Origin of the sequence: Actinomadura madurae, assembly GCF_900115095.1 — a bacterium.
Taxonomy (GTDB): domain Bacteria; phylum Actinomycetota; class Actinomycetes; order Streptosporangiales; family Streptosporangiaceae; genus Spirillospora; species Spirillospora madurae.
The window spans coordinates 85180-102943 of sequence record NZ_FOVH01000002.1 but is presented as its reverse complement, the minus strand read 5'-3'; the positions used below and the strand labels follow the sequence as shown (position 1 = coordinate 102943).

The window sequence follows — 17764 nt, the reverse complement described above, 5'->3', positions numbered from 1 at the left end:
GACGCCGCTCACGTGACGCCGCTCACGTGACGCCGCTCACGTGACGCCGCTCACGTGACGCCGCTCATGTGACGCCGCTCATGTGACGCCGCTCATGTGACGGGGCCCGCCGGCGGCAGCCGGACGGTGACGATCAGCCCGCCGCCGGGGCGGGGCGCCGCGTACACCGCGCCGCGGTGCGCCAGCACCACCGAGCGGACGATCGACAGCCCGAGGCCCGCGCCCTTGGCCGACTCGACGCGGTCGGCGTTCAGCCGCCGGAACGGCTCGAACAGCCGCTCCACCTCGTAGGCGGGCACGACGGGCCCGGTGTTCTCGACCTGGACGGTGGCGTACCCCTCCAGCATGCCGGTGCGGATCCACAGCTCGCCGCCGTCCTCCCGGTTGTGCTTGACGGCGTTCTCGACGAGGTTGGACACCAGATGCTCCAGGAGCACCGGGTCGCCGAGCGCCGCCCCCGACGTCAGCTCCGGGTGCACCGTGACGTCGTTGTCGTGCTCGCGGCGGGCGGACTGCTCCAGCACGGTCGCCGCCACCTCCGCCAGGTCGACGGGCGTGCGGGCGGTCAGCTCCCGCTCGCTGCGGGCCAGCAGCAGCAGTCCCTCGATGAGCCGCTCGTGCCGGGCGTTGGTCGCCAGCAGCGTCCGGCCGACGGCGCGCAGGTCGTCCGACACCTCGGGGTCGCCGAGCGCCACCTCCAGCAGGGTCCGGTTGATCGCGAGGGGGGTGCGCAGCTCGTGCGAGGCGTTGGCGACGAACCGGCGCTGCGAGTCGAACGCCTGCCCGAGCCGCTCCAGCATCGCGTCGAAGGTGTCGGCCAGCTCCTTGATCTCGTCCTCGGGGCCCTCCAGCGCGATCCGCTCGTGCAGGGTGCTCTCCGACAATCGGCGCGCGGTGGTGGTGACCCGCTGCAGGGGGCTGAGGGCACGGTCGGCGACGAACCAGCCGAGCACCAGCGTGATGACCCCCACCCCGCCGAGGGCGAGCAGCGACCGCCCGACGAGCTGCTTCATCGTCTGCTCGACGAACTGGCGCTGCAGTTCGGCCGCCTCCGCGTCGGAGATCCCGAAGCCGATCACCTTGACGTTGCCGAGGATGTTGGCCATCAGGACCGACATCACGAAGAGCAGCAGCGCCCCGGCCATGAAGAACAGCAGCCCGTACAGGAGGGTGAGGCGCAGCCGCACGCTCATTCTGGCGGGCACCACGTCCAGCTGCGGGAACGGCCCGCTGCCCTCGCCGCGCCACACGCCCGCCGGGTAGGGCTGCGGGACCTGCTGCGGGCCGGGGCGGCGCCACCGGCCGCCGCGCCGCGCGCCGCCGGCGTCGCCGTTCGTGCCGTCCGCGCCGGGGACGGCGGTCGGCCCGGTCGCCTGCGCGCCGTTCTCCCATCCGGCGTCGGTGCGGGTGGCGGGGCCCTGCTCCTGGGCCGCGCCGCCGGTCTCGTCCGGCCGGTTCCGGGGTGCTGGTTCGTCGGTCACAGTCGGTATCCCACTCCGGGCACGGTCTCGATCACCGGGGGGTCGCCGAGCTTCTTGCGCAGCGTCATCATCGTGACCCGGACGACGTTGGTGAACGGGTCGATGTGCTCGTCCCAGGCCTTCTCCAGGAGGTGCTCGGAGCTGACGACGGCGCCGTCCGCGCTGAGCAGCACCTCCAGGACCGCGAACTCCTTGCGGGTCAGCTCCACCGGGCGGCCGTCCCGCGCGACCTCCCGGCGGGCCGGGTCGAGCGTGATCCCGGCGCGCTCCAGGACGGGCGGCAGCGGCGCCGCGGCGCGCCGGCCGAGGGCGCGCACGCGGGCGATCAGCTCGGCGAACGCGAACGGCTTGGCCAGGTAGTCGTCGGCGCCGATGGACAGTCCCTCGACGCGGTCGTCCAGCTCGCCCGCCGCCGTCAGCATGATGATCCGCGCCGGGTAGCGCTGAGCGACGAGCTGCTTGCAGACGTCGTCGCCGTGGACCTTGGGCAGGTCGCGGTCGAGCACGATCACGTCGTACTCGTTGACGCCGGCCCGCTCCAGCGCGCCCGCGCCGTCGTAGGCCACGTCCACGGCCAGCGTCTCCCTGCGCAGGCCGGTGGCGATGGCGTCGGCGAGCACGCGCTCGTCCTCGACGACTAGAACACGCACGGGGTCCCCCTCCTGGCCGGGGCTCGGCGGGCCCCGGGTCTTCCGAACATGCCTGCTTCACATATGCCATGGGGGTCGTAAGACGCCCGTAAGCAGCTGTTCCGCTTCTTGTACGCCACACCGTGCCGTAGCGGACGCAAGAATCCGCGAAAATTGCATCGGTGCGCAGGTTTACCTTCAGCCTAGGCCTGGGTAAGCATGGGCACGATCCGGGAGGAGGCCCATGGGCGAGTTGTCACGCATGATCCAGCAGCGGCTCGACGACGCGTACGCGTCGCTGCGGAGCGCCCACGCAGACGGCGACACCTACCTGGCGGGCATTCGCCAGGAGGAGATCGACGACCTGCGCCGGATCGCAGCGAACAACGACATCGGCGTCGAACCACCCCGCTGCGACTGACCCGCCGAACCGCGAGGCGCGACCCGTGAACGGGGAGCCCGGGACCATCCGGCCCGGGCTCCCCGTTTCCGCGCTCGCCCGTCTCCATGCCGCCCGTCTCCATGCGCGCGTCTCCATGCCGTCCGTCTGCGTCCCGTCCGGGCCGGGGCCCGCTAGTCCCGGGCCGGGTCGAGCGGGGCCAGGAGGGCGTGCAGGGCCTCGAACGTGCCGGGCCCGGCGGCGATGGTCAGCTCCGGCCCCGGAGCCGCTCCGTGCAGCCCCTCGACGCGTCCGCCGGCCTCCTGGACGATCAGCCCGCCCGCCGCGATGTCCCACGCGTGGACACCGCGCTCGTAGTAGGCGTCGGCCCGTCCCGCCGCGAGCGAGCACAGGTCCACGCAGCAGGAGCCGCCCCGGCGGATGTCGCGGATGTTCGGCAGCACCCCGGTGAGCACCTCCGCCTGCCGGGCGCGCCGTCCGGCTTCGTAGCCGAAGCCCGTGGACACCAGCGCCCTGTCCAGCGGCACGTGCGCGTTCACGCGGAGCTCGCGGGTGCCGGACGCGGTGTGCTGGAGGGCGCCGCCGCCGCGCACGGCCGTGTACGACTCGCCGCGGCGCGGGATCTCGACGGCGCCGGCGACGACGGCGCCGTCCACCTCGGCGGCGATGCTGACCGCCCAGTCGGGCAGGTCGTAGAGGTAGTTGACGGTTCCGTCGATCGGGTCGACGACCCAGCGGACGCCGCTGCCCCCGGTGCGGGTGCCGCCCTCCTCGCCGAGGAACGCGTCGTCGGGGCGGACGGCCCGGATCCGCTCGATGATCAGCTGCTCGGCGGCGCGGTCCATCTGGGTGACGACGTCGGTCGGGGACGACTTGGTCTGCACGACGTCCGGGCCGTCCGCCGGGCGCTTGTCGACCAGCATCCGGCCGGCCTCGCGGGCCGTGGCGGCGGCCAGCTCCAGCAGCTCACCGGCGAGGCTCATCCGCGCTCCTCCAGCAGCAGGCGGGGCAGCCGGGCGAAGCGCGGATCGGTCCCGGGCGTCGCGGCGCGGGCGAACGCGAGCCCGAGCTCGGCCGCCCGTCCCGCGGCCTCGACGTCGAGGTCGTACTTGACCTCCATGTGGTCGGAGACGAAGCCGATCGGCACGACCGCGACGGCGGGGACGCCCTCGCCGTGCAGCTTCTCCAGATGGTCGGTGATCTGCGGCTCCAGCCACGGCTGGCTCGGCGGCCCGCTCCGGCTCTGGTAGACGAGGTCCCACGGCCTGCCGGGGGCAACCGCCTCGGCGACCGTCCGCGCGACCGTGTGCAGTTCGGCCTCGTAGAGTTCCCGGTTGGGCTGGGCCAGGGGGACGCTGTGCGCGGTGAAGACCAGCCGGGCATCCTGCGGGAGGCGGCCGAGGGCGTCCTTCGCCGCGTCCACGAAGGGGTCGACGAAGCCGGGCCGGTCGCAGTAGACGGGCAGCTTGTCGATCTCCGGAGCGTCCGGGACCTCGTCGCGTGCCCGCGCGATGTCGTTGAGGTACTGGTCGTTCGTGGAGAAGCCGCTGTAGGCGGACGTGACGAACGCCGCCGCCCGCCGGATCCCGTCCTCCTTCATCTGCCGGACGGTGTCGGCGAGGTACGGGGTCCAGTTCCGGTTGCCCCAGTACACCGGCAGATCCACGCCGTGGGCCGCGAAGTCGGCCTCGACCGCGGCCTTCAGGTCGCGGCACAGGCGGTTGATCGGGCTGACCCCGCCGAACAGGTGGTAGTGCTCGCCCACCTCTTCCAGGCGCTCCCTGGGGATGTCGCGGCCGCGGGTGACGTTCTCCAGGAACGGGATCACGTCCTCGGGCCCCTCCGGCCCCCCGAAGGACAGCAGAAGCAACGCGTCGTAGGACGTCATGCGTCCATCCAACCAGCCAGGGTCCGATGCCCCCGCCAGGGGCCGGTCACTCGTGGCGCGCCTCACTCGTAGCGCGCCTCACTCGTAGCGCGCCGCGTACGCCTTGGCGAGGTTGAGCACCTTCTGGACGTACCAGTCGGCGTGGTTGTAGTGCCACACGGCGTTGTAGAGCTGCTTGCCGCCCCTTCCCGCGCCGTTCGCGCACAGGTACTTGGCGGCCCCTGGGATGGCGTCGTAGGGGTTCATGATGTCGGCCTTGCCGTCCCTGTCGCCGTCCACCCCGTACGCCTTCCACGTCGCGGGCATGAACTGCATCGGGCCGAGCGCGCCGGCGCTGGAGCGTCCGGCGTTGCGGCCGTGGTCGCTCTCGACCTGGCCGATCGCGGCGAGGACCGTCCAGGACAGGCCCGGGCAGCTGGTGGCGGCCTGCTTGTACAGGTCGAGGTAGCCGCTCGCGCCACCGCCGTCCGACGGCGACCGGTACTTGCTCTCGTGGAGGTTCAGCACGCTCGTCCCGGTGCCGAGGACCTTGGTGACGGCCTGGACGACCTTGGCCGGGCTCACGCCGGGCGCGTTGACGAGGACCGCCACGTTCGGGACGAGCCCCATCTCCCGGCCGGTCTTCTCGCTGACGAGCATGTCGATGCCGGGCAGGCCGAGGGGGCCGGAACCGCCCATCGTCAGCCTCGGCATCGTCCGGCCCACGACCGGGTAGTCGTAGCCCCGGGTGAGCTGGAGCTGCTCGGCGGCGGCCGGCGACACCACGAACCGGTTCCCGGCCAGCGCCCCCCACAGCTCTGTCTTCTTCGCCGTCCCGGGCGGCGTCCAGGACCGGTACGCCGACGGGTCCACGGCGAACGCGTTGACCTGGCGTCCCTGGAGCTGGACGGCTCCGCCCGCGACCGCCATCACGTCCTTGACGCGCCCCAGCCTGGCGATCCGCTTGATCTTGGCGGCGGGGATCGAGCCGGTGCCGACGGCGAGCACGTCGGGCGGCACGACGCGGCGCAGCGGCGCGACCTGCCCGCCGGTGGCCACGTTGACCGGGTCGCCCGGCGGCACGCCCGGCGCGGTCCGCTGCGCGGGGCCGGACGCCTCCGCCGTCGTCTCCGTGGTCAGCGCCGCATAGACGCCGCCGGACGTGCTGGCGACGGCGAGGACCGCGATGGTGCCGATGAGGAACGGCAGGCCCCGCCCGCCCCGCCGCCGAGCCGGCCGTTGGGCCGGCCGCGCGGCGGCCTCCCGCGGAGCGCGCTTCTTCTTCTCGGGACGCGGTTTCTTCTTCCCGGGCCGCGGTCCCGCCGGAGGGGCGGCGGTCGCCTCACCACCGCCGACCGCGCCGGTGCGCGGTGCTGAAGGAGGAGCCACAACTGATCCCAACGCGTGTCGCCACGGACGGTTACCCTGCGGGCAGTTACCGGATCGTACGTTATCGCCCGATCTGCCCCCGAGGGGCGCCCGGGATAAACATGAACTTTCCTCACGATCGATATCTGAGTAGAGTCGCCGCATGTCCCCCGTGACCCATGAGAAGTGGCGGAACTGGGCCGGAAACCAGCAGGCCACGCCGCGGCGCGTCGCCACGCCGCGCACCGCCGGCGAGGTCGCCGCGGAGGTCCGGTCGGCCGCCGGCGACGGCCTCACGGTCCGCATGACCGGCACAGGACACTCCTTCACCGGCGCGGCCGTCGCCGAAGGCGTCCTGCTCCGGCCCACCGCCCTCACGGCCGTCCGCTCGGTCGACACGGCGAGCGGCCTCGTCACCGTCGAGGCGGGGCTCCCCCTCCACGCGCTCAACCGCGTCCTGGACGAGCACGGCCTCGCGCTGGCCAACATGGGCGACATCCAGGAACAGACCGTCGCGGGCGCGCTGCAGACCGCCACGCACGGCACCGGCCGCGACGCGGCGGGCCTCGTCTCCCAGGTCGGCGCGCTGGAACTCGTCCTCGCCGACGGCACGACCGTCACCTGCTCGCGGGAGGAGCGCCCCGACCTGTTCGACGCGGCCCGCGCCGGGCTCGGCGCCCTCGGCATCGTCACCGCCATCACCTGGCGGACCGTCCCGGCCTTCCTCCTGCGCGCGCAGGAGGCGCCGATGAAGTGGGACGAGGTCCTCTCCCGCGTCGACGAGTTCGACGCGGCCAACGAGCACTTCGAGTTCTACTGGTTCCCGCACACCGAGGGCTGCCTGACCAAGCGCAACAACCGCGTCGACGGCCCCGCCGAGCCGCTGTCCAAGGCCAAGTACTGGCTGGACGACCGATTCCTGTCGAACACGGTGTTCGGAGCCATCAACCAGGTCACGCACCTGGCGCCCGCCGCGACGCCCTTCGTGAACGGCATCTCCGCCAAGGCGCTCGGGGCACGCACCTACAGCGACACGTCCTACAAGGTCTTCACGAGCCCCCGGGCGGTCCGCTTCAAGGAGCAGGAGTACGCGATCCCGCGCGAGGAACTCGTGCCCGCGCTGCGCGAGCTCCGCTCCCTGTTCGCCAAGCGGGACTGGCGGATCAGCTTCCCCATCGAGGTCCGCCTGCTCCCCGCCGAGGACGCCTGGCTCTCGATGGCCCACGGACGGCGGAGCGCCTTCATCGCCGTGCACGTCTACCACCGCGACCCGCACGAGGACTACTTCGGCGGCGTCGAGGAACTCCTCACCGCGTTCGGCGGCCGTCCCCACTGGGGCAAGCTCCACACCCGCGACGCCGCCTACCTGGAGAAGGCGTACCCGAAGTTCGGCGACTTCCGCGCCCTGCGGGACGAACTGGATCCCGACCGCCGCTTCGCCAACCCCTACGCAAGGCAGGTCTTCGGCGACTGACCGGGCGGGTCACCCCGCCGGGGCCGTCTGCCCCTGCGGGTTCGTGGCGCCCGGACCGCCCTCCTGCTCGCCGCCGGTCGGCGCCGGCGTCTCCGGAGCGGTCGGCGCCGGCGTCGTCGGCGCGGTCGTCGGCTGCTGGGTGGGCCGCTCGGACGGCTCCGCCGGCTGCGGGGCGGGAGTGCTCGCCCCCGTCGACGGCGTCCCGCCGGTCGGCTCGCCGCTCGGCGTGGCACCGGGCTCCGGCGTACCGCCGGACGGGCTCTGCGACGGGGTGTCGTCCGTCTGCCCGCTCCCGCCGCCGCCGAGCACCTTCGTCACGGTCAGCCCCTTGCCGCCGCCGGCCCCGACGGGCTGCCCGGTGGTCGCCTCATAGATCGTGATGCCGCCGATCACGACGGCGAACACCGCCGCCGACGCCACGACCAGCTTCACCCAGTGCGCCTTCGCCCACTCGACCGTGCTCAGCAGCGCGGACCGGCGCACGACCTCGCGCACGGCGTCCTCGCCGGCCTCCCGGGCGAACGCGGCGGCGACCGCCTCGCCCGGGTCCACCCGGGTGGCGTTCGGGTCGCCGCCGGGGTCCAGGCGCGTGGCGTTCGGGTCGCCGTCGAACGGCGGGTCGAAGCGCGTCGCGTTCGGATCGCCCGACCACACCCGCGTCCGGGTCGGGTCCGCGCTGGTCGCCCGCGCCGCCGCGTTCTCGGCCGCGTCCCGCCGCCGCACCGCCGACTGCAGGTGCGTCAGCTCCCGGATCTGCTCCCGGCCCTGATCGAGGTAGTGCTTGCCGACCGCCGACCCGGCCGTCGAGATCACGCTCATCAGCGCCGCGCCGATGATCGTGCCGTACACCCCCAGGTAGGACGCTCCCAGGGCGGCGACCGACGTCGCCACCGCACTCGCGATCAGCTGCGTCGTGCTCAGATCCGGCAGCTTGCGCGGCATGACCCGTATCACCCCTATCCAACGCCACGATTCCCCACGACCAGGAACTGATCAGGAGGACCCGGGTGTTCCTGCCCAAGACGTGACACTCGCAACGTCAAGACGGGCGGCATCGTCCCGGCCCGCCGGGCACGGTGTGGAAAAGGATGCACAAGAATCCGGCAGGGCGACCCCCCGCCGGTCGCGACACCGGCAAGCTTGGGCAGTGCCCTCTTCGACCTCGTGAAGAGGGCTTCGAGAGCGGCGATGTTCGGACATGCCGGGTACGGTGCTGGCAGCAGGTGTGTCCGAAAGAGAGACTCGGGAACCCGGGGGAAGGGCACGCATGCGCCCTCGGTGGGCATCGGACGGCCGACCGTTGAGAGCACGGTCGCGCGGTCCGGCGTCCTCCGTGCCATCAGAACAGGGCAGGAAGGACACGCATGCAGGAGCTGCGCCTCGTCGCGGTCAGCGAGGACGGTACGTACCTCGTCCTGGCCACCGCGGGCCGAGGCACCCGGTTCACCCTGCCCGTCGACGACCGGCTCCGCGCAGCCGTCCGTGGGCACTTCTCCCGCCTCGGCCAGTTCGAGATCGAAGTGGAGAGTCCCTTGCGCCCCAAGGAGATCCAGGCACGCATCCGGTCCGGGGAGACCGCGGAGGAGATCGCCGAGTCGGCGGGCATCCCGGTCGAACGCGTCCGCTGGTTCGAGGGTCCGGTCCTGCAGGAACGCGAGTACATGGCCCAGCAGGCGCAGCGCGTCACCGTCCGCCGCCCCGGCGAGACCGCCCCGGGCCCGCCGCTCGGCGAGACCGTCGAGGAGCGCCTCGGCCGCGGCGGCGTCGACCTGGAGGAGGCCGAATGGGACTCCTGGAAGTGCGAGGACAGCACCTGGCGCGTCCGGCTGTCGTTCTTCGAGAGCGGCCGACCGCACGCCGCCGAGTGGACGTTCGACCCGCGCCGCCGGCACGTCACCCCGCTGGACGAGATCGCCGCCCGCCTCACCTCCGTCGAGTGGGACGACGAGACGCTCTCCGACACCGTCACCCCGCTCGTCCCGCGCCGTCCCGCGATGAAGGTCGTCTCCAGCGACCGTGACCTGACCGCTCGCGGCCTGCCCGCCGAACCGGAGCAGCCCGCCGCCCCCGGACCCCTGCGGGCCGCCGAGCCCCCCGAGTATCTCCTCGACCACGGCCGGGCGGCCGACCCCGGCGCCGCCTTCCGCGAGGCGTCCGAGAGCGCCCCCCTGCGCGAGGCCGCCGCTCCTCTCGAACGGCCCCGGCCCAGCGAGGCCCCCCGGCCCGTCGAGGCGCCTGGTCCCGCTGAATCGTCCCGGCCCAGTGCGGCAGCGGAACCGCCCGAGGACTTCGCCGAGGAGCCCCGCGAAGCCTCTCCCGGCTCCGCGGCCCCACACCTGGCGGAAACCGCCGAAGACACCGGCGACGCGGACGCCGCCGCCACCGAGGCCGCGACGCCTTCCCAGGCCACCGAGCCGGCCGCCCCTGAAGAAGCACCGCGGGCGGACGACGGCGACCACGCGAGCACGGCATCCGAGGTGCCGGAAGAGCCCGCGGAGGAGGCGCCGGCCGCCGAGACGCGCCCCGTCCGAGAGACCGTCGCCCCGTCCACCGAACCGGACGAGGAGCCCGCGGAGGCGAGCGCCGCGCACGAGTCCGACGAGCCGGACGAGGCCGTCCACGACGAGCCGGCGGCGTCCGGCGACGCCGAGCGGCCGCGTGCGGAGGACGTGATCGCCGAGCCCGCGGCCGTCCGCGAAGAGCCCGCGGCACCGGCGGCGGAGCCCGAGGCACCGGCCGAGTCCGGCGGCGAGCCGGAGACCGCGCCCGCTCCGGACGAGTCCCGCGCCGAGCCCCGGGAGCCCGGCCGGGATGCCCCGCGGCCCGCGGAGAGCCCCCAGCCGGCGCCGCAGCGCCGGCAGTCGCCGCGCCCGCCCGCGAAGAAGAAGCCGGCGGGCCGTCCCGCGATGCCCGCGGCGCAGGACAAGCCGGCGACCGGGTCCCCCGCCGCCGCGGCCGGCGGCGAGCCGGCGGCGCCTCAGCGCCCGGCGCGGCGGCGCAAGTCCAAGGGCAAGCGCGCCTCCGTCCCCTCCTGGGACGAGATCATGTTCGGGGCCCGCCGCCCCGAGTGACCCGGGGGGTGCGGCGTCCCCGGCCGGGGGCGCCGTGCCCGGTGAGGCCGTCCTCGGCCGGCCCGGCGGGCGGGGCGCTGCCGTTCCCGGCGGAGCCGCGGTCGGGGACGGGCCCGCCCTTGGACGCGGGGGGCTCGTCGAGGAACGGGGTCAGCCAGTCGGGGGTGATGGCGGCGGCCAGGGCGACGGCGTCCTCCTCGGACATGTCCGTCGCGGAGTAGCCGCCGTCGCCGGCGCCCACGGCGGCGAAGAGGGTGGCCAGGCCCAGCCTGCGCTGGAAGAGGGTGCGGCGGATCCGCCAGCCGATGACGGCGGAGTGCTCGACGACCACCTGGCGTCGGCGCAGCGACCCCGAGCGGACCGTGAGGCGCTCGCCGTCGGTGGCGTGGCCGAGCTGGCGGTAGCGGTCCAGCCCGAGGGGGACGGCCAGCACCGCCACGGCGGCGCACAGGTAGGCCACCCACGGCTGCCCGGCCAGGAGGGCCAGCACCGCGACGCCCCCAGGCGGAGCCACGGCGCGCAGGACCCGGCGGCCGCGAGCCGCGCGGGGATGCGCGACCAGCGGCCCGGGGACGGCGCCGACGACACGGGCGGCAAGCGACTCGGCGACCCTCCGGGGAGCGGCGGGCAGGAGGCGCCCCCGGTGCGCCACGTCCCCGAGACCCGTGATGAGCGCACCGAGGCGGGTCACGCCCGCCACGCGCTCGAACGGGTTGTCGGCGAACTCGACGCCGCGCAGCCGCCGGCGTTCGAGGGAGACGCTGCGGCGGGTGGCGAGGCCGCGTTCGGCGACGACCGAGCCGTCCCGCTCGCGGACGGTGAAGTCCCAGTTGAACAGGGTGAAGGCGATCACCGACATGACCGGCATGGCGATCAGCGTCAGGATGGCCAGCGCGAGGACGAGTGCCGTGGGCAGGCCGACCACGTCATGGCCGACGCGCTCCACGCGCTCCCGCGTGATGAGGCCGAGGTCGTCGCCGAGGTTGTAGACGGTGCCGAGGAGGCTGCCCGCCAGCGCGAACGGCGTGAACAGGTAGGCGCCGCTCAGCGGGGCGTACACGTACCAGCGGCGCCGCATGCGGGCCAGGACACGCTGGGGCGGGGCCGGGGCGTCGCGGGTGAGCAGCACGCCGCGGAGCCGTTCGGCCTCCTGGCGCGAGACGGCGTTCAGCTCCCCCTCCCCGCCGTCCGCCCCCGCGTCGATGTGGACGACCGCCAGGCCGAGCAGGCGGTGCGGCAGGGACGTGCTGATGTCCACGCCCCTGATCCGGTCGCGCGGGATGCTCTTCACCGACCGCCCGATGAGGGCCCGCCGGAGCTCGATCCGGTCGTCGTACAGGACGTAGGTGAACGTCACCCAGTTGGCGACATGGAAGAGGAGCCCGAAGGCGAGGCCCGCCAGCGTGAAGTAGAACGCCGTGGACATCCCGCCGACCAGGAGGCCCGTGGCACCCGCGGCCAGGAGGGCGATGAGTTCGCGGACCGCCCCGACGACGAACGTGAGCGGATGCAGGCGTGCGCTCACGTGGCGTCGTCGCGGAGGTCGTGCGCGCGGTGCGCGAGGTCTTCGGCGAGGCGCGTCGCCACGTCCACGGGCAGGCCGGAGACCTCCGAGGAGCCGGTGTGGGAGGCCGTGTTGACCTCGATGGTGGCGAGACCCAGCATCCGCTCGATCCAGCCCTGCTTGCTGTCGACGGTCTGGATCCGCCCGACGGGCACCAGCAGCCATTCGCGGCTGAACCAGCCCGTCCGGGTGTAGACCACGTCGGCGCTGACCTCCCAGCGGTGGACGCGGTAGCGCCACACGGGCGCGACGGTCACCATGAGCAGCCCGGCGACGCCGATGGCGTAGGGCAGCCAGCCGACCCGGCCCGTCAGCCACCCCGGCAGCGCGTCCCAGTCGGAGTCGCCCGCCCAGGCGGCCACTCCCAGGGCGAGGCCGAACGCCAGGCCCCACAGGAGGAGGTACTCGATCGCCCAGTGGGCGACGGCGCGCGGCGAGACGCGGTGCTCGGGCGGCCGTAGACGCGGCGGGTGCGGGGCCCCGCCGTCCGCCTGGCGACCGTGCCGCACCGACGTCACACCGCGAGTTTAGAACGCCGGGGGCCCTCTCCCGTTGCCCCGGCTGGGCGGAAATCCCGGAACGAGCGGCACGATCGCGGTCCCGGCGCCGTTTTGTCAGTGGCACATGCGAAGTTGGGAGCGCGTCTCACGCCGCTGACAGCGCTTTGCCAGAGGCGGCGGAAAAACTGGATGCGCACCACCCGGACACCGCATATTTTGGCAGGTCCCCTACGAACGGGACGCAGACGTCCGGCGACGACACCCTAGGAGATCACATGACCTACGCGATCCAGGCCGAGGGTCTGGAGAAGCGGTTCGGTGAGACCCAGGCCCTGGCCGGCGTCTCCCTCACCGCCGAACCCGGAACGGTCCTCGGCGTGCTCGGCCCGAACGGGGCGGGCAAGACGACCATGACCCGGATCCTCGCCACGCTGATCGAGCCGACCGCCGGCTCCGCCCGGGTCGGCGGGTTCGACGTCGTGAAGGACGCGCACAAGGTGCGGCAGCTCATCGGGCTGACCGGCCAGTACGCCGGCGTCGACGAGATGCTCACCGGCACCGAGAACCTCGTCCTGATCGGGCGGCTGCTCGGCATCTCGCGCAGGGCGTCCAGGGCGCGGGCCGCCGAGCTCCTGGAGCGGTTCGAGCTCACCGAGGCCGCCGAACGCGCGGCCAAGACGTACTCGGGCGGGATGCGCCGCCGTCTCGACCTGGCCGCGAGCCTGGTCGGGCAGCCGCAGATCCTGTTCCTGGACGAGCCGACCACCGGCCTCGACCCCCGCAGCCGCAACGGCCTGTGGGACATCGTCCGCGGCCTGACCGACGACGGCGTGACCGTGCTGCTCACCACCCAGTACCTGGAGGAGGCCGACCAGCTGGCCGACGACATCATCGTCATCGACCGCGGCCAGGCCATCGCGCACGGCACGTCCGACGTGCTGAAGGCGCAGGTCGGCGGGCAGGTGCTGGAGGTCCGGCCGGTCGCCGCGGCGGACGTCCAGACCGTCGCGAAGATCGTCGGCGAGCTGGCGGACGCCGACCCCGAGATCCGCGACGAGCTGGTCAGCGTGCCGATCACCGACCCGCAGCTGATGCCGGCCGTGGTGCGCCGGCTCGACGACGCCGGCGTCACCGTCGGCGAGCTGTCGCTGCGCAAGTCCAGCCTGGACGAGGTGTTCTTCGCCCTCACCGGCCACCACACCGACGACATCGACGCCGAGGCCGGCGAGCTGGAGAAGCAGGCCGCGCGCAAGGAAGGGGCGTCCGCATGACCACCGCGACATTCGCGCCGCAGGACCTGACAAAGCGGATCGCGCCGGGCACGGCCGCGCGCAACACGGCCACCCTGGCGTGGCGCAACCTCGTGCAGATCAAGCACAACCCGATGGAGCTGCTGGACCTGTCCATCCAGCCCATCATGTTCGTGCTGCTGTTCGCCTACGTGTTCGGCCCGGCGATGGCGGGCAGCGTCGAGGCGTACCTGCCGGTCGTCATCCCCGGCATCATCGCGCAGAACGCCCTGTTCGCCGGGATGAGCACCGGATTCGGGCTGAACACCGACATCACCAAGGGCGTGTTCGACCGGTTCCGCAGCCTCCCCATCGCCCGCAGCGCCCCGCTCGCCGGGCGGATCATCGCCGACACCGCCAAGCAGGCGTGGTCGATGGCGATCCTGCTGCTGGTCGGGTTCGCGATCGGGTTCCGCCTCGGCACGAACGTGCTGGCCCTGCTCACCGCGTTCGTGCTCCTGCTGACCTTCGCCATCCTGTTCTCCTGGACGTCGGTCTACATCGCGATGAAGGTGAACGAGCCGGAGAAGGTGCAGATCTTCGGATTCGTGGTGATCTTCCCGCTGAGCTTCCTCAGCACCGCGTTCATCCCGAACACCGACGGCATCCCCGGCCCCGTCGCGTTCGTCATGGACAACAGCCCGGTGACGAAGCTGGTCGAGGCCATGCGCGGCCTTCTCGTCGGCGGCCCCGTCCTCGAACACGCCTGGGTCGCCCTCGCCTGGGGCGTCGGCATCTCCCTGGTCTTCGCCCCCCTCTCCCTAGCGGCATTCAAGAAGCGAGCGTGACCTCCCAGGGGGCGACCCCCTGGAACCCTCGTCACGAGCCGGTTTCGGTCCGCTCCCTATCAACAGGGTCCTTCTCGGGCGGCTTTTGCCCGGAGGTTCTCGGGGTTAGGGCGAAGTCTTCGAGGATGTCGTCGAAGGTGCGGGTTCGGCCTCGGGTGTAGGCGGTTTCGAAGGCCGCCTCGCCCAGGTCGGCTCTGGTGGCCTGCTCGATGGCCAGGGCGTCGGCCAGGGAGAGGTCGCGGGTGCCGCGCAGGGCGTCGGCGGTGCCGAGGAGCTCGGCGGCGCGTTCGGGGTCGCCCTGGACGCGGGCCTGCTCGGCGTGGCCGGCCAGGACGTGGGAGATGATCGGGTAGTCCCGCGCCTCGACCGCGCCGCGCAGGGCCTCGTCCAGGCGCGCGGCGGCTTCGTCCATCGCGCCGAGCGCCAGGTCGGCCTGAGCCCGCCCGCACAGGACCATGGCACGGAACTGTGGCGGGCCGGGAAGGCCCCGGGTGAGGTCGTCCGCCTGCGAGAAGCGCCGCAGGGCCTCGGCCGTGTCGCCGGAGCGGCGGGCGAACTCGCCCAGCTGGTAGTGCAGGGCGGCCTTCTCCTCCGGCCCGCCGGAACCGGGCGGCTCGCGCATGGCGTCGCGCAGCAGCGCCTCGGCCCGGTCGCGTTCGCCCAGGAGGTCCAGCCCGTTCGCCAGCTTCATGCGGACGTGCAGGAGCCCGGCGGTGCCGCCGCCCAGCTCGGCATTCAGCCGCAGCGCCTCCTCGTACAGGGCGACGGAGCCGCGATGGTCGCCGCGCCGGCCGAGGATCTCGGCCTGCGAGGTCAGCGTGAACGACAGGCCCCAGCGGTCGCCGGACTCCCGGAACGCGGCGAGCGCCCGGTCGAAGGCGTGCTCGATCTCGTCGATCCTGCCGAAGTTGTGGGCGATCTGGCCGTGGATGAAGTACGCGAGGCCGCGCACCCACGGATCGGGGTCGTCCAGCAGAGCCGCGATGCCCGATGCCGGGGGCTCCTCCCAGCCGACGGCGTACATCTGGATGGTCTCCGCCATGAGCCGGAGCACGGGATGCAGCGTCGCACGGTCCTGCCCAGCGCAGATCGCCTCCGCGCGGGCGAGCCATGAGGCGACGTGGTCGCCGCTGTGCCGGTTGTCCAGCGCGGTGAGCGCGCCGAGCGCGAGGGCGCGGGCGGTGATCTGGTCGTCGGGGACGCCGGGCAGGGCCATGACGTCCTGGAGGCTGTCGGCCCCCTCGACGAGCCGCCCGCGCAGGAACCAGTACCAGCCGAGCGCGGCGCAGAACCGCATCGCCAGCGGCGCGTCCCCGGCGGAGATCGCCCAGCGCAGCGCGGCGGAGATGTTGTCCCCTTCCGCGGTGAGGCGCCGCAGCCAGGCCAGCTGGTCGCCCCGGTACAGGTGCGGTTCCGCCTCCTCCGCCAGCCGGACGAAGTACCCGGCGTGCGCCCGCCGGGTCGCGGTCTCCTCCCCCGAGCCGGCGAGGCGTTCGAGCCCGTAGGCGCGGATCGTCTCCAGCATCCGGTAGCGGGGTTCGCCGTCGGTGTCGCCGACCGTCAGGAGCGACTTGTCCACGAGGGCGGCGAGGAGGTCGAGGACGTCGGCGCCGTCCAGCCCCGGGCCCGCGCACACCGCTTCGGCGCTCTGCACGGTGGCGCCGCCGGGGAACACGGCGAGACGGCGCCAGAGCGTCCGCTCGGGCCCGTCCAGGAGGTCCCAGCTCCACTCCACGACGGCCCGGAGCGTCTTGTGCCGGGGCAGGGCGGTGCGGCTGCCCGCGTTGAGGAGCCGGAACCTGTCGTCCAGCCGGACGGCGAGCTGCGCCGGCGTCATCGCGCGGAGCCGGGCGGCGGCCAGCTCGATGGCGAGCGGCATCCCGTCGAGGGCGCGGCAGATCCGGACGATCCACCCGGCGTTGGCGGCGGTGACCGCGAACCCGGGCGAAACGGCCGCCGCTCGGTCGGCGAACAGCCGGACGGCCGGGGAGGACAGCGCCTCCTCCGGGCCCGCGTCCGCGGGCGGCGGCTCCAGCGGCTCGACGGGGCGGAGCGTCTCCCCGGTGATGCCGAGCGGTTCCCGGCTCGTCGCGAGGATCCGGATGCCGGGGCAGTTCTCCAGGACCGCCTCGGCGAGCCGGGCCGCCGCGTCCAGCAGGTGCTCGCAGTTGTCCAGGAGCAGCAGCAGCCGCCTGCCCGACAGCGCCGTCACGAGCCGGTCCGCCGGGTCGGGCGCCGGGGCCGGCGGGACGGCGGTGATCGGCGCCGGCTCGCGGAGCCCGAGCGCGGTGAGGACGGCGGCGGGGACCTCGGCCGGGTCGCTGACCGGTGCCAGCTCGACCAGCCAGGCGCCGTCGGGCATCCGCCCGGCGAGCCGTTCCGCCGACTCGACCGACAGCCGGCTCTTGCCCGCGCCGCCGGGCCCGGTCAGCGTGACGAGCCGGCTGCGCGCCAGCAGGTCGCCCACCCGCCCGAGGTCGGCGTCGCGGCCGATGAAGCTGGTCAGCCGGGCCTTGAGGTTGCCCCTGGACGTGCTCGGGGGCGGTGCGGCGTCCGGCAGGAGGGACGGGTCCTGGCGCAGGACCGAGAGGTGGACGGCCTCCAGCTCGGGCGACGGGTCGACGCCGAGTTCCTCGCCGAGCGCCCGCCTGGCGTCCTGGTACCGGGCCAGCGCCTCGGCCTGCTGCCCGGACGCGTACAGGGCCCGCATCAGCAGGGCGGCCACGGGTTCGCGGAGCGGGTCGGCGGCGGCGAGCGCCTGCAGCTCGGGGATCAGCTCGGCGTGGCGGCCGAGCGCCAGGTCGGCGTCCAGCCGGTCTTCGAGCGCGGTGCGGCGCAGCGCGTCCAGCCGGGCGGCGGGGGCGTCCGCGAACCGCAGCCCGGCGGCGTCGGCGAGCGCGGGGCCGCGCCAGAGGGCGAGCGCGTCGCGGAGGCCGGCCGACCGCCCGCCCGGCTCGGCGGCGGCCCGCGCGGCCCGGACCCGCGCCTCGAAGTCGTGCGCGTCGACGGACCCCGGCGGCAGGACGAGCCGGTACGCGCCGGGCACCGACTCGATGACGTCCCGCCCGATGGCGGCCCGCAGCCGCGACACGAGGGACTGCAGCGCGTTCGGCGCGCCCCGCGGGACCGCGTCCTCCCAGAGGGCGTCGATGATCCGGTCCGCCGGAATCGCCGTGCCCGGGTCGAGGGCGAGCAGCGTCAGCAGCACCCGCAGCCGGGCGCCACCGACCGCGACGGGCGCGCCGTCGTCGGCGCGCACGTCGAGAGGGCCCAGGATGCCGATCCACACGGACCGATTCTCCCCCAGAACGGACGGCGCCCCGGCGGTCGGGG

At 73.9% G+C, this 17764-nt stretch carries 14 protein-coding genes; 5 read left to right on the top strand and 9 right to left on the bottom strand.

The annotated features are described in order from the left end of the window. Positions 1 to 92 precede the first annotated feature (92 nt). Positions 93 to 1481, bottom strand: a complete 1389-nt coding sequence (locus BM339_RS06270; protein ID WP_256255229.1) for a sensor histidine kinase — start codon at positions 1479 to 1481, stop codon at positions 93 to 95. Beyond that, positions 1478 to 2131, bottom strand: coding sequence for a response regulator transcription factor (locus BM339_RS06265; protein ID WP_024935038.1), 654 nt, complete (start codon positions 2129 to 2131; stop codon positions 1478 to 1480). The genes BM339_RS06270 and BM339_RS06265 overlap by 4 nt, the downstream gene beginning before the upstream one ends. 223 nt (positions 2132 to 2354) lie before the next feature. Between BM339_RS06265 and BM339_RS49630 the strand changes: the two genes are divergently transcribed. Next, positions 2355 to 2531 carry a hypothetical protein gene (locus BM339_RS49630; RefSeq protein WP_021598675.1) on the top strand — a complete coding sequence of 59 codons (177 nt, stop codon included), beginning with the start codon at positions 2355 to 2357 and terminating at the stop codon, positions 2529 to 2531. Between the two features lie 152 nt (positions 2532 to 2683). Here the strand turns inward: BM339_RS49630 and BM339_RS06260 are convergent, their stop codons facing one another. The 3 genes from BM339_RS06260 to BM339_RS06250 form a co-directional block, all read right to left on the bottom strand. Next, entirely contained in the window at positions 2684 to 3493 is an 810-nt protein-coding gene (locus BM339_RS06260) for an inositol monophosphatase family protein (protein ID WP_021598674.1), read from the bottom strand. After that, on the bottom strand, positions 3490 to 4398 hold the full coding sequence (locus tag BM339_RS06255; protein WP_075020214.1) for a ferrochelatase: 909 nt from the start codon (positions 4396 to 4398) through the stop codon (positions 3490 to 3492). The genes BM339_RS06260 and BM339_RS06255 overlap by 4 nt, the downstream gene beginning before the upstream one ends. Before the next feature lie 78 nt (positions 4399 to 4476). Continuing rightward, positions 4477 to 5766 (bottom strand): lytic transglycosylase domain-containing protein, encoded by a 1290-nt coding sequence (locus tag BM339_RS06250; RefSeq protein WP_256255228.1) that lies wholly within the window; start codon positions 5764 to 5766, stop codon positions 4477 to 4479. 142 nt (positions 5767 to 5908) lie between these two features. Between BM339_RS06250 and BM339_RS06245 the strand changes: the two genes are divergently transcribed. Then, positions 5909 to 7219 (top strand): D-arabinono-1,4-lactone oxidase, encoded by a 1311-nt coding sequence (locus BM339_RS06245; RefSeq protein WP_075020213.1) that lies wholly within the window; start codon positions 5909 to 5911, stop codon positions 7217 to 7219. A gap of 9 nt (positions 7220 to 7228) precedes the next feature. On the opposite strand, the gene BM339_RS06240 is transcribed toward BM339_RS06245, so the two are convergent. Further along, a complete protein-coding gene (locus BM339_RS06240) occupies positions 7229 to 8161 on the bottom strand; it encodes a hypothetical protein (RefSeq protein WP_075020212.1) in 933 nt (310 codons plus the stop codon). Between the two features lie 422 nt (positions 8162 to 8583). Between BM339_RS06240 and sepH the strand changes: the two genes are divergently transcribed. After that, positions 8584 to 10290 (top strand): septation protein SepH, encoded by a 1707-nt coding sequence (sepH, locus tag BM339_RS06235; RefSeq protein WP_075020211.1) that lies wholly within the window; start codon positions 8584 to 8586, stop codon positions 10288 to 10290. Here sepH and BM339_RS06230 read toward each other — a convergent pair. After that, positions 10262 to 11815: a PH domain-containing protein gene (locus BM339_RS06230; protein WP_083597342.1), complete on the bottom strand. Its 1554-nt coding sequence runs from the start codon at positions 11813 to 11815 to the stop codon at positions 10262 to 10264. The genes sepH and BM339_RS06230 overlap by 29 nt on opposite strands. Next, the gene (locus tag BM339_RS06225) at positions 11812 to 12372 is read right to left on the bottom strand and encodes a PH domain-containing protein (RefSeq protein WP_075020210.1); all 561 of its coding nucleotides are present in this window, start codon (positions 12370 to 12372) and stop codon (positions 11812 to 11814) included. Before BM339_RS06225 ends, BM339_RS06230 begins: the two co-directional genes overlap by 4 nt. Before the next feature lie 257 nt (positions 12373 to 12629). Here BM339_RS06225 and BM339_RS06220 point away from each other — a divergent pair, with 257 nt between their 5' ends. Beyond that, positions 12630 to 13625 carry a daunorubicin resistance protein DrrA family ABC transporter ATP-binding protein gene (locus tag BM339_RS06220; protein ID WP_021599112.1) on the top strand — a complete coding sequence of 332 codons (996 nt, stop codon included), beginning with the start codon at positions 12630 to 12632 and terminating at the stop codon, positions 13623 to 13625. Beyond that, positions 13622 to 14431: an ABC transporter permease gene (locus BM339_RS06215; protein ID WP_021599111.1), complete on the top strand. Its 810-nt coding sequence runs from the start codon at positions 13622 to 13624 to the stop codon at positions 14429 to 14431. Before BM339_RS06220 ends, BM339_RS06215 begins: the two co-directional genes overlap by 4 nt. A gap of 31 nt (positions 14432 to 14462) precedes the next feature. On the opposite strand, the gene BM339_RS06210 is transcribed toward BM339_RS06215, so the two are convergent. Then, complete coding sequence (locus BM339_RS06210; RefSeq protein WP_075020209.1) at positions 14463 to 17720, bottom strand: ATP-binding protein; 3258 nt, start codon at positions 17718 to 17720, stop codon at positions 14463 to 14465. Positions 17721 to 17764: the final 44 nt, after the last annotated feature.

Coding starts and splice junctions, on each gene's coding strand:
- BM339_RS49630 (WP_021598675.1), top strand. CDS start 2,355: ATGGGCGAGTTGTCACGCATGATCCAGCAGCGGCTCGACGACGCGTAC.
- BM339_RS06260 (WP_021598674.1), bottom strand. CDS start 3,493: ATGAGCCTCGCCGGTGAGCTGCTGGAGCTGGCCGCCGCCACGGCCCGC.
- BM339_RS06255 (WP_075020214.1), bottom strand. CDS start 4,398: ATGACGTCCTACGACGCGTTGCTTCTGCTGTCCTTCGGGGGGCCGGAG.
- BM339_RS06245 (WP_075020213.1), top strand. CDS start 5,909: ATGTCCCCCGTGACCCATGAGAAGTGGCGGAACTGGGCCGGAAACCAG.
- BM339_RS06240 (WP_075020212.1), bottom strand. CDS start 8,161: ATGCCGCGCAAGCTGCCGGATCTGAGCACGACGCAGCTGATCGCGAGT.
- sepH (WP_075020211.1), top strand. CDS start 8,584: ATGCAGGAGCTGCGCCTCGTCGCGGTCAGCGAGGACGGTACGTACCTC.
- BM339_RS06220 (WP_021599112.1), top strand. CDS start 12,630: ATGACCTACGCGATCCAGGCCGAGGGTCTGGAGAAGCGGTTCGGTGAG.
- BM339_RS06215 (WP_021599111.1), top strand. CDS start 13,622: ATGACCACCGCGACATTCGCGCCGCAGGACCTGACAAAGCGGATCGCG.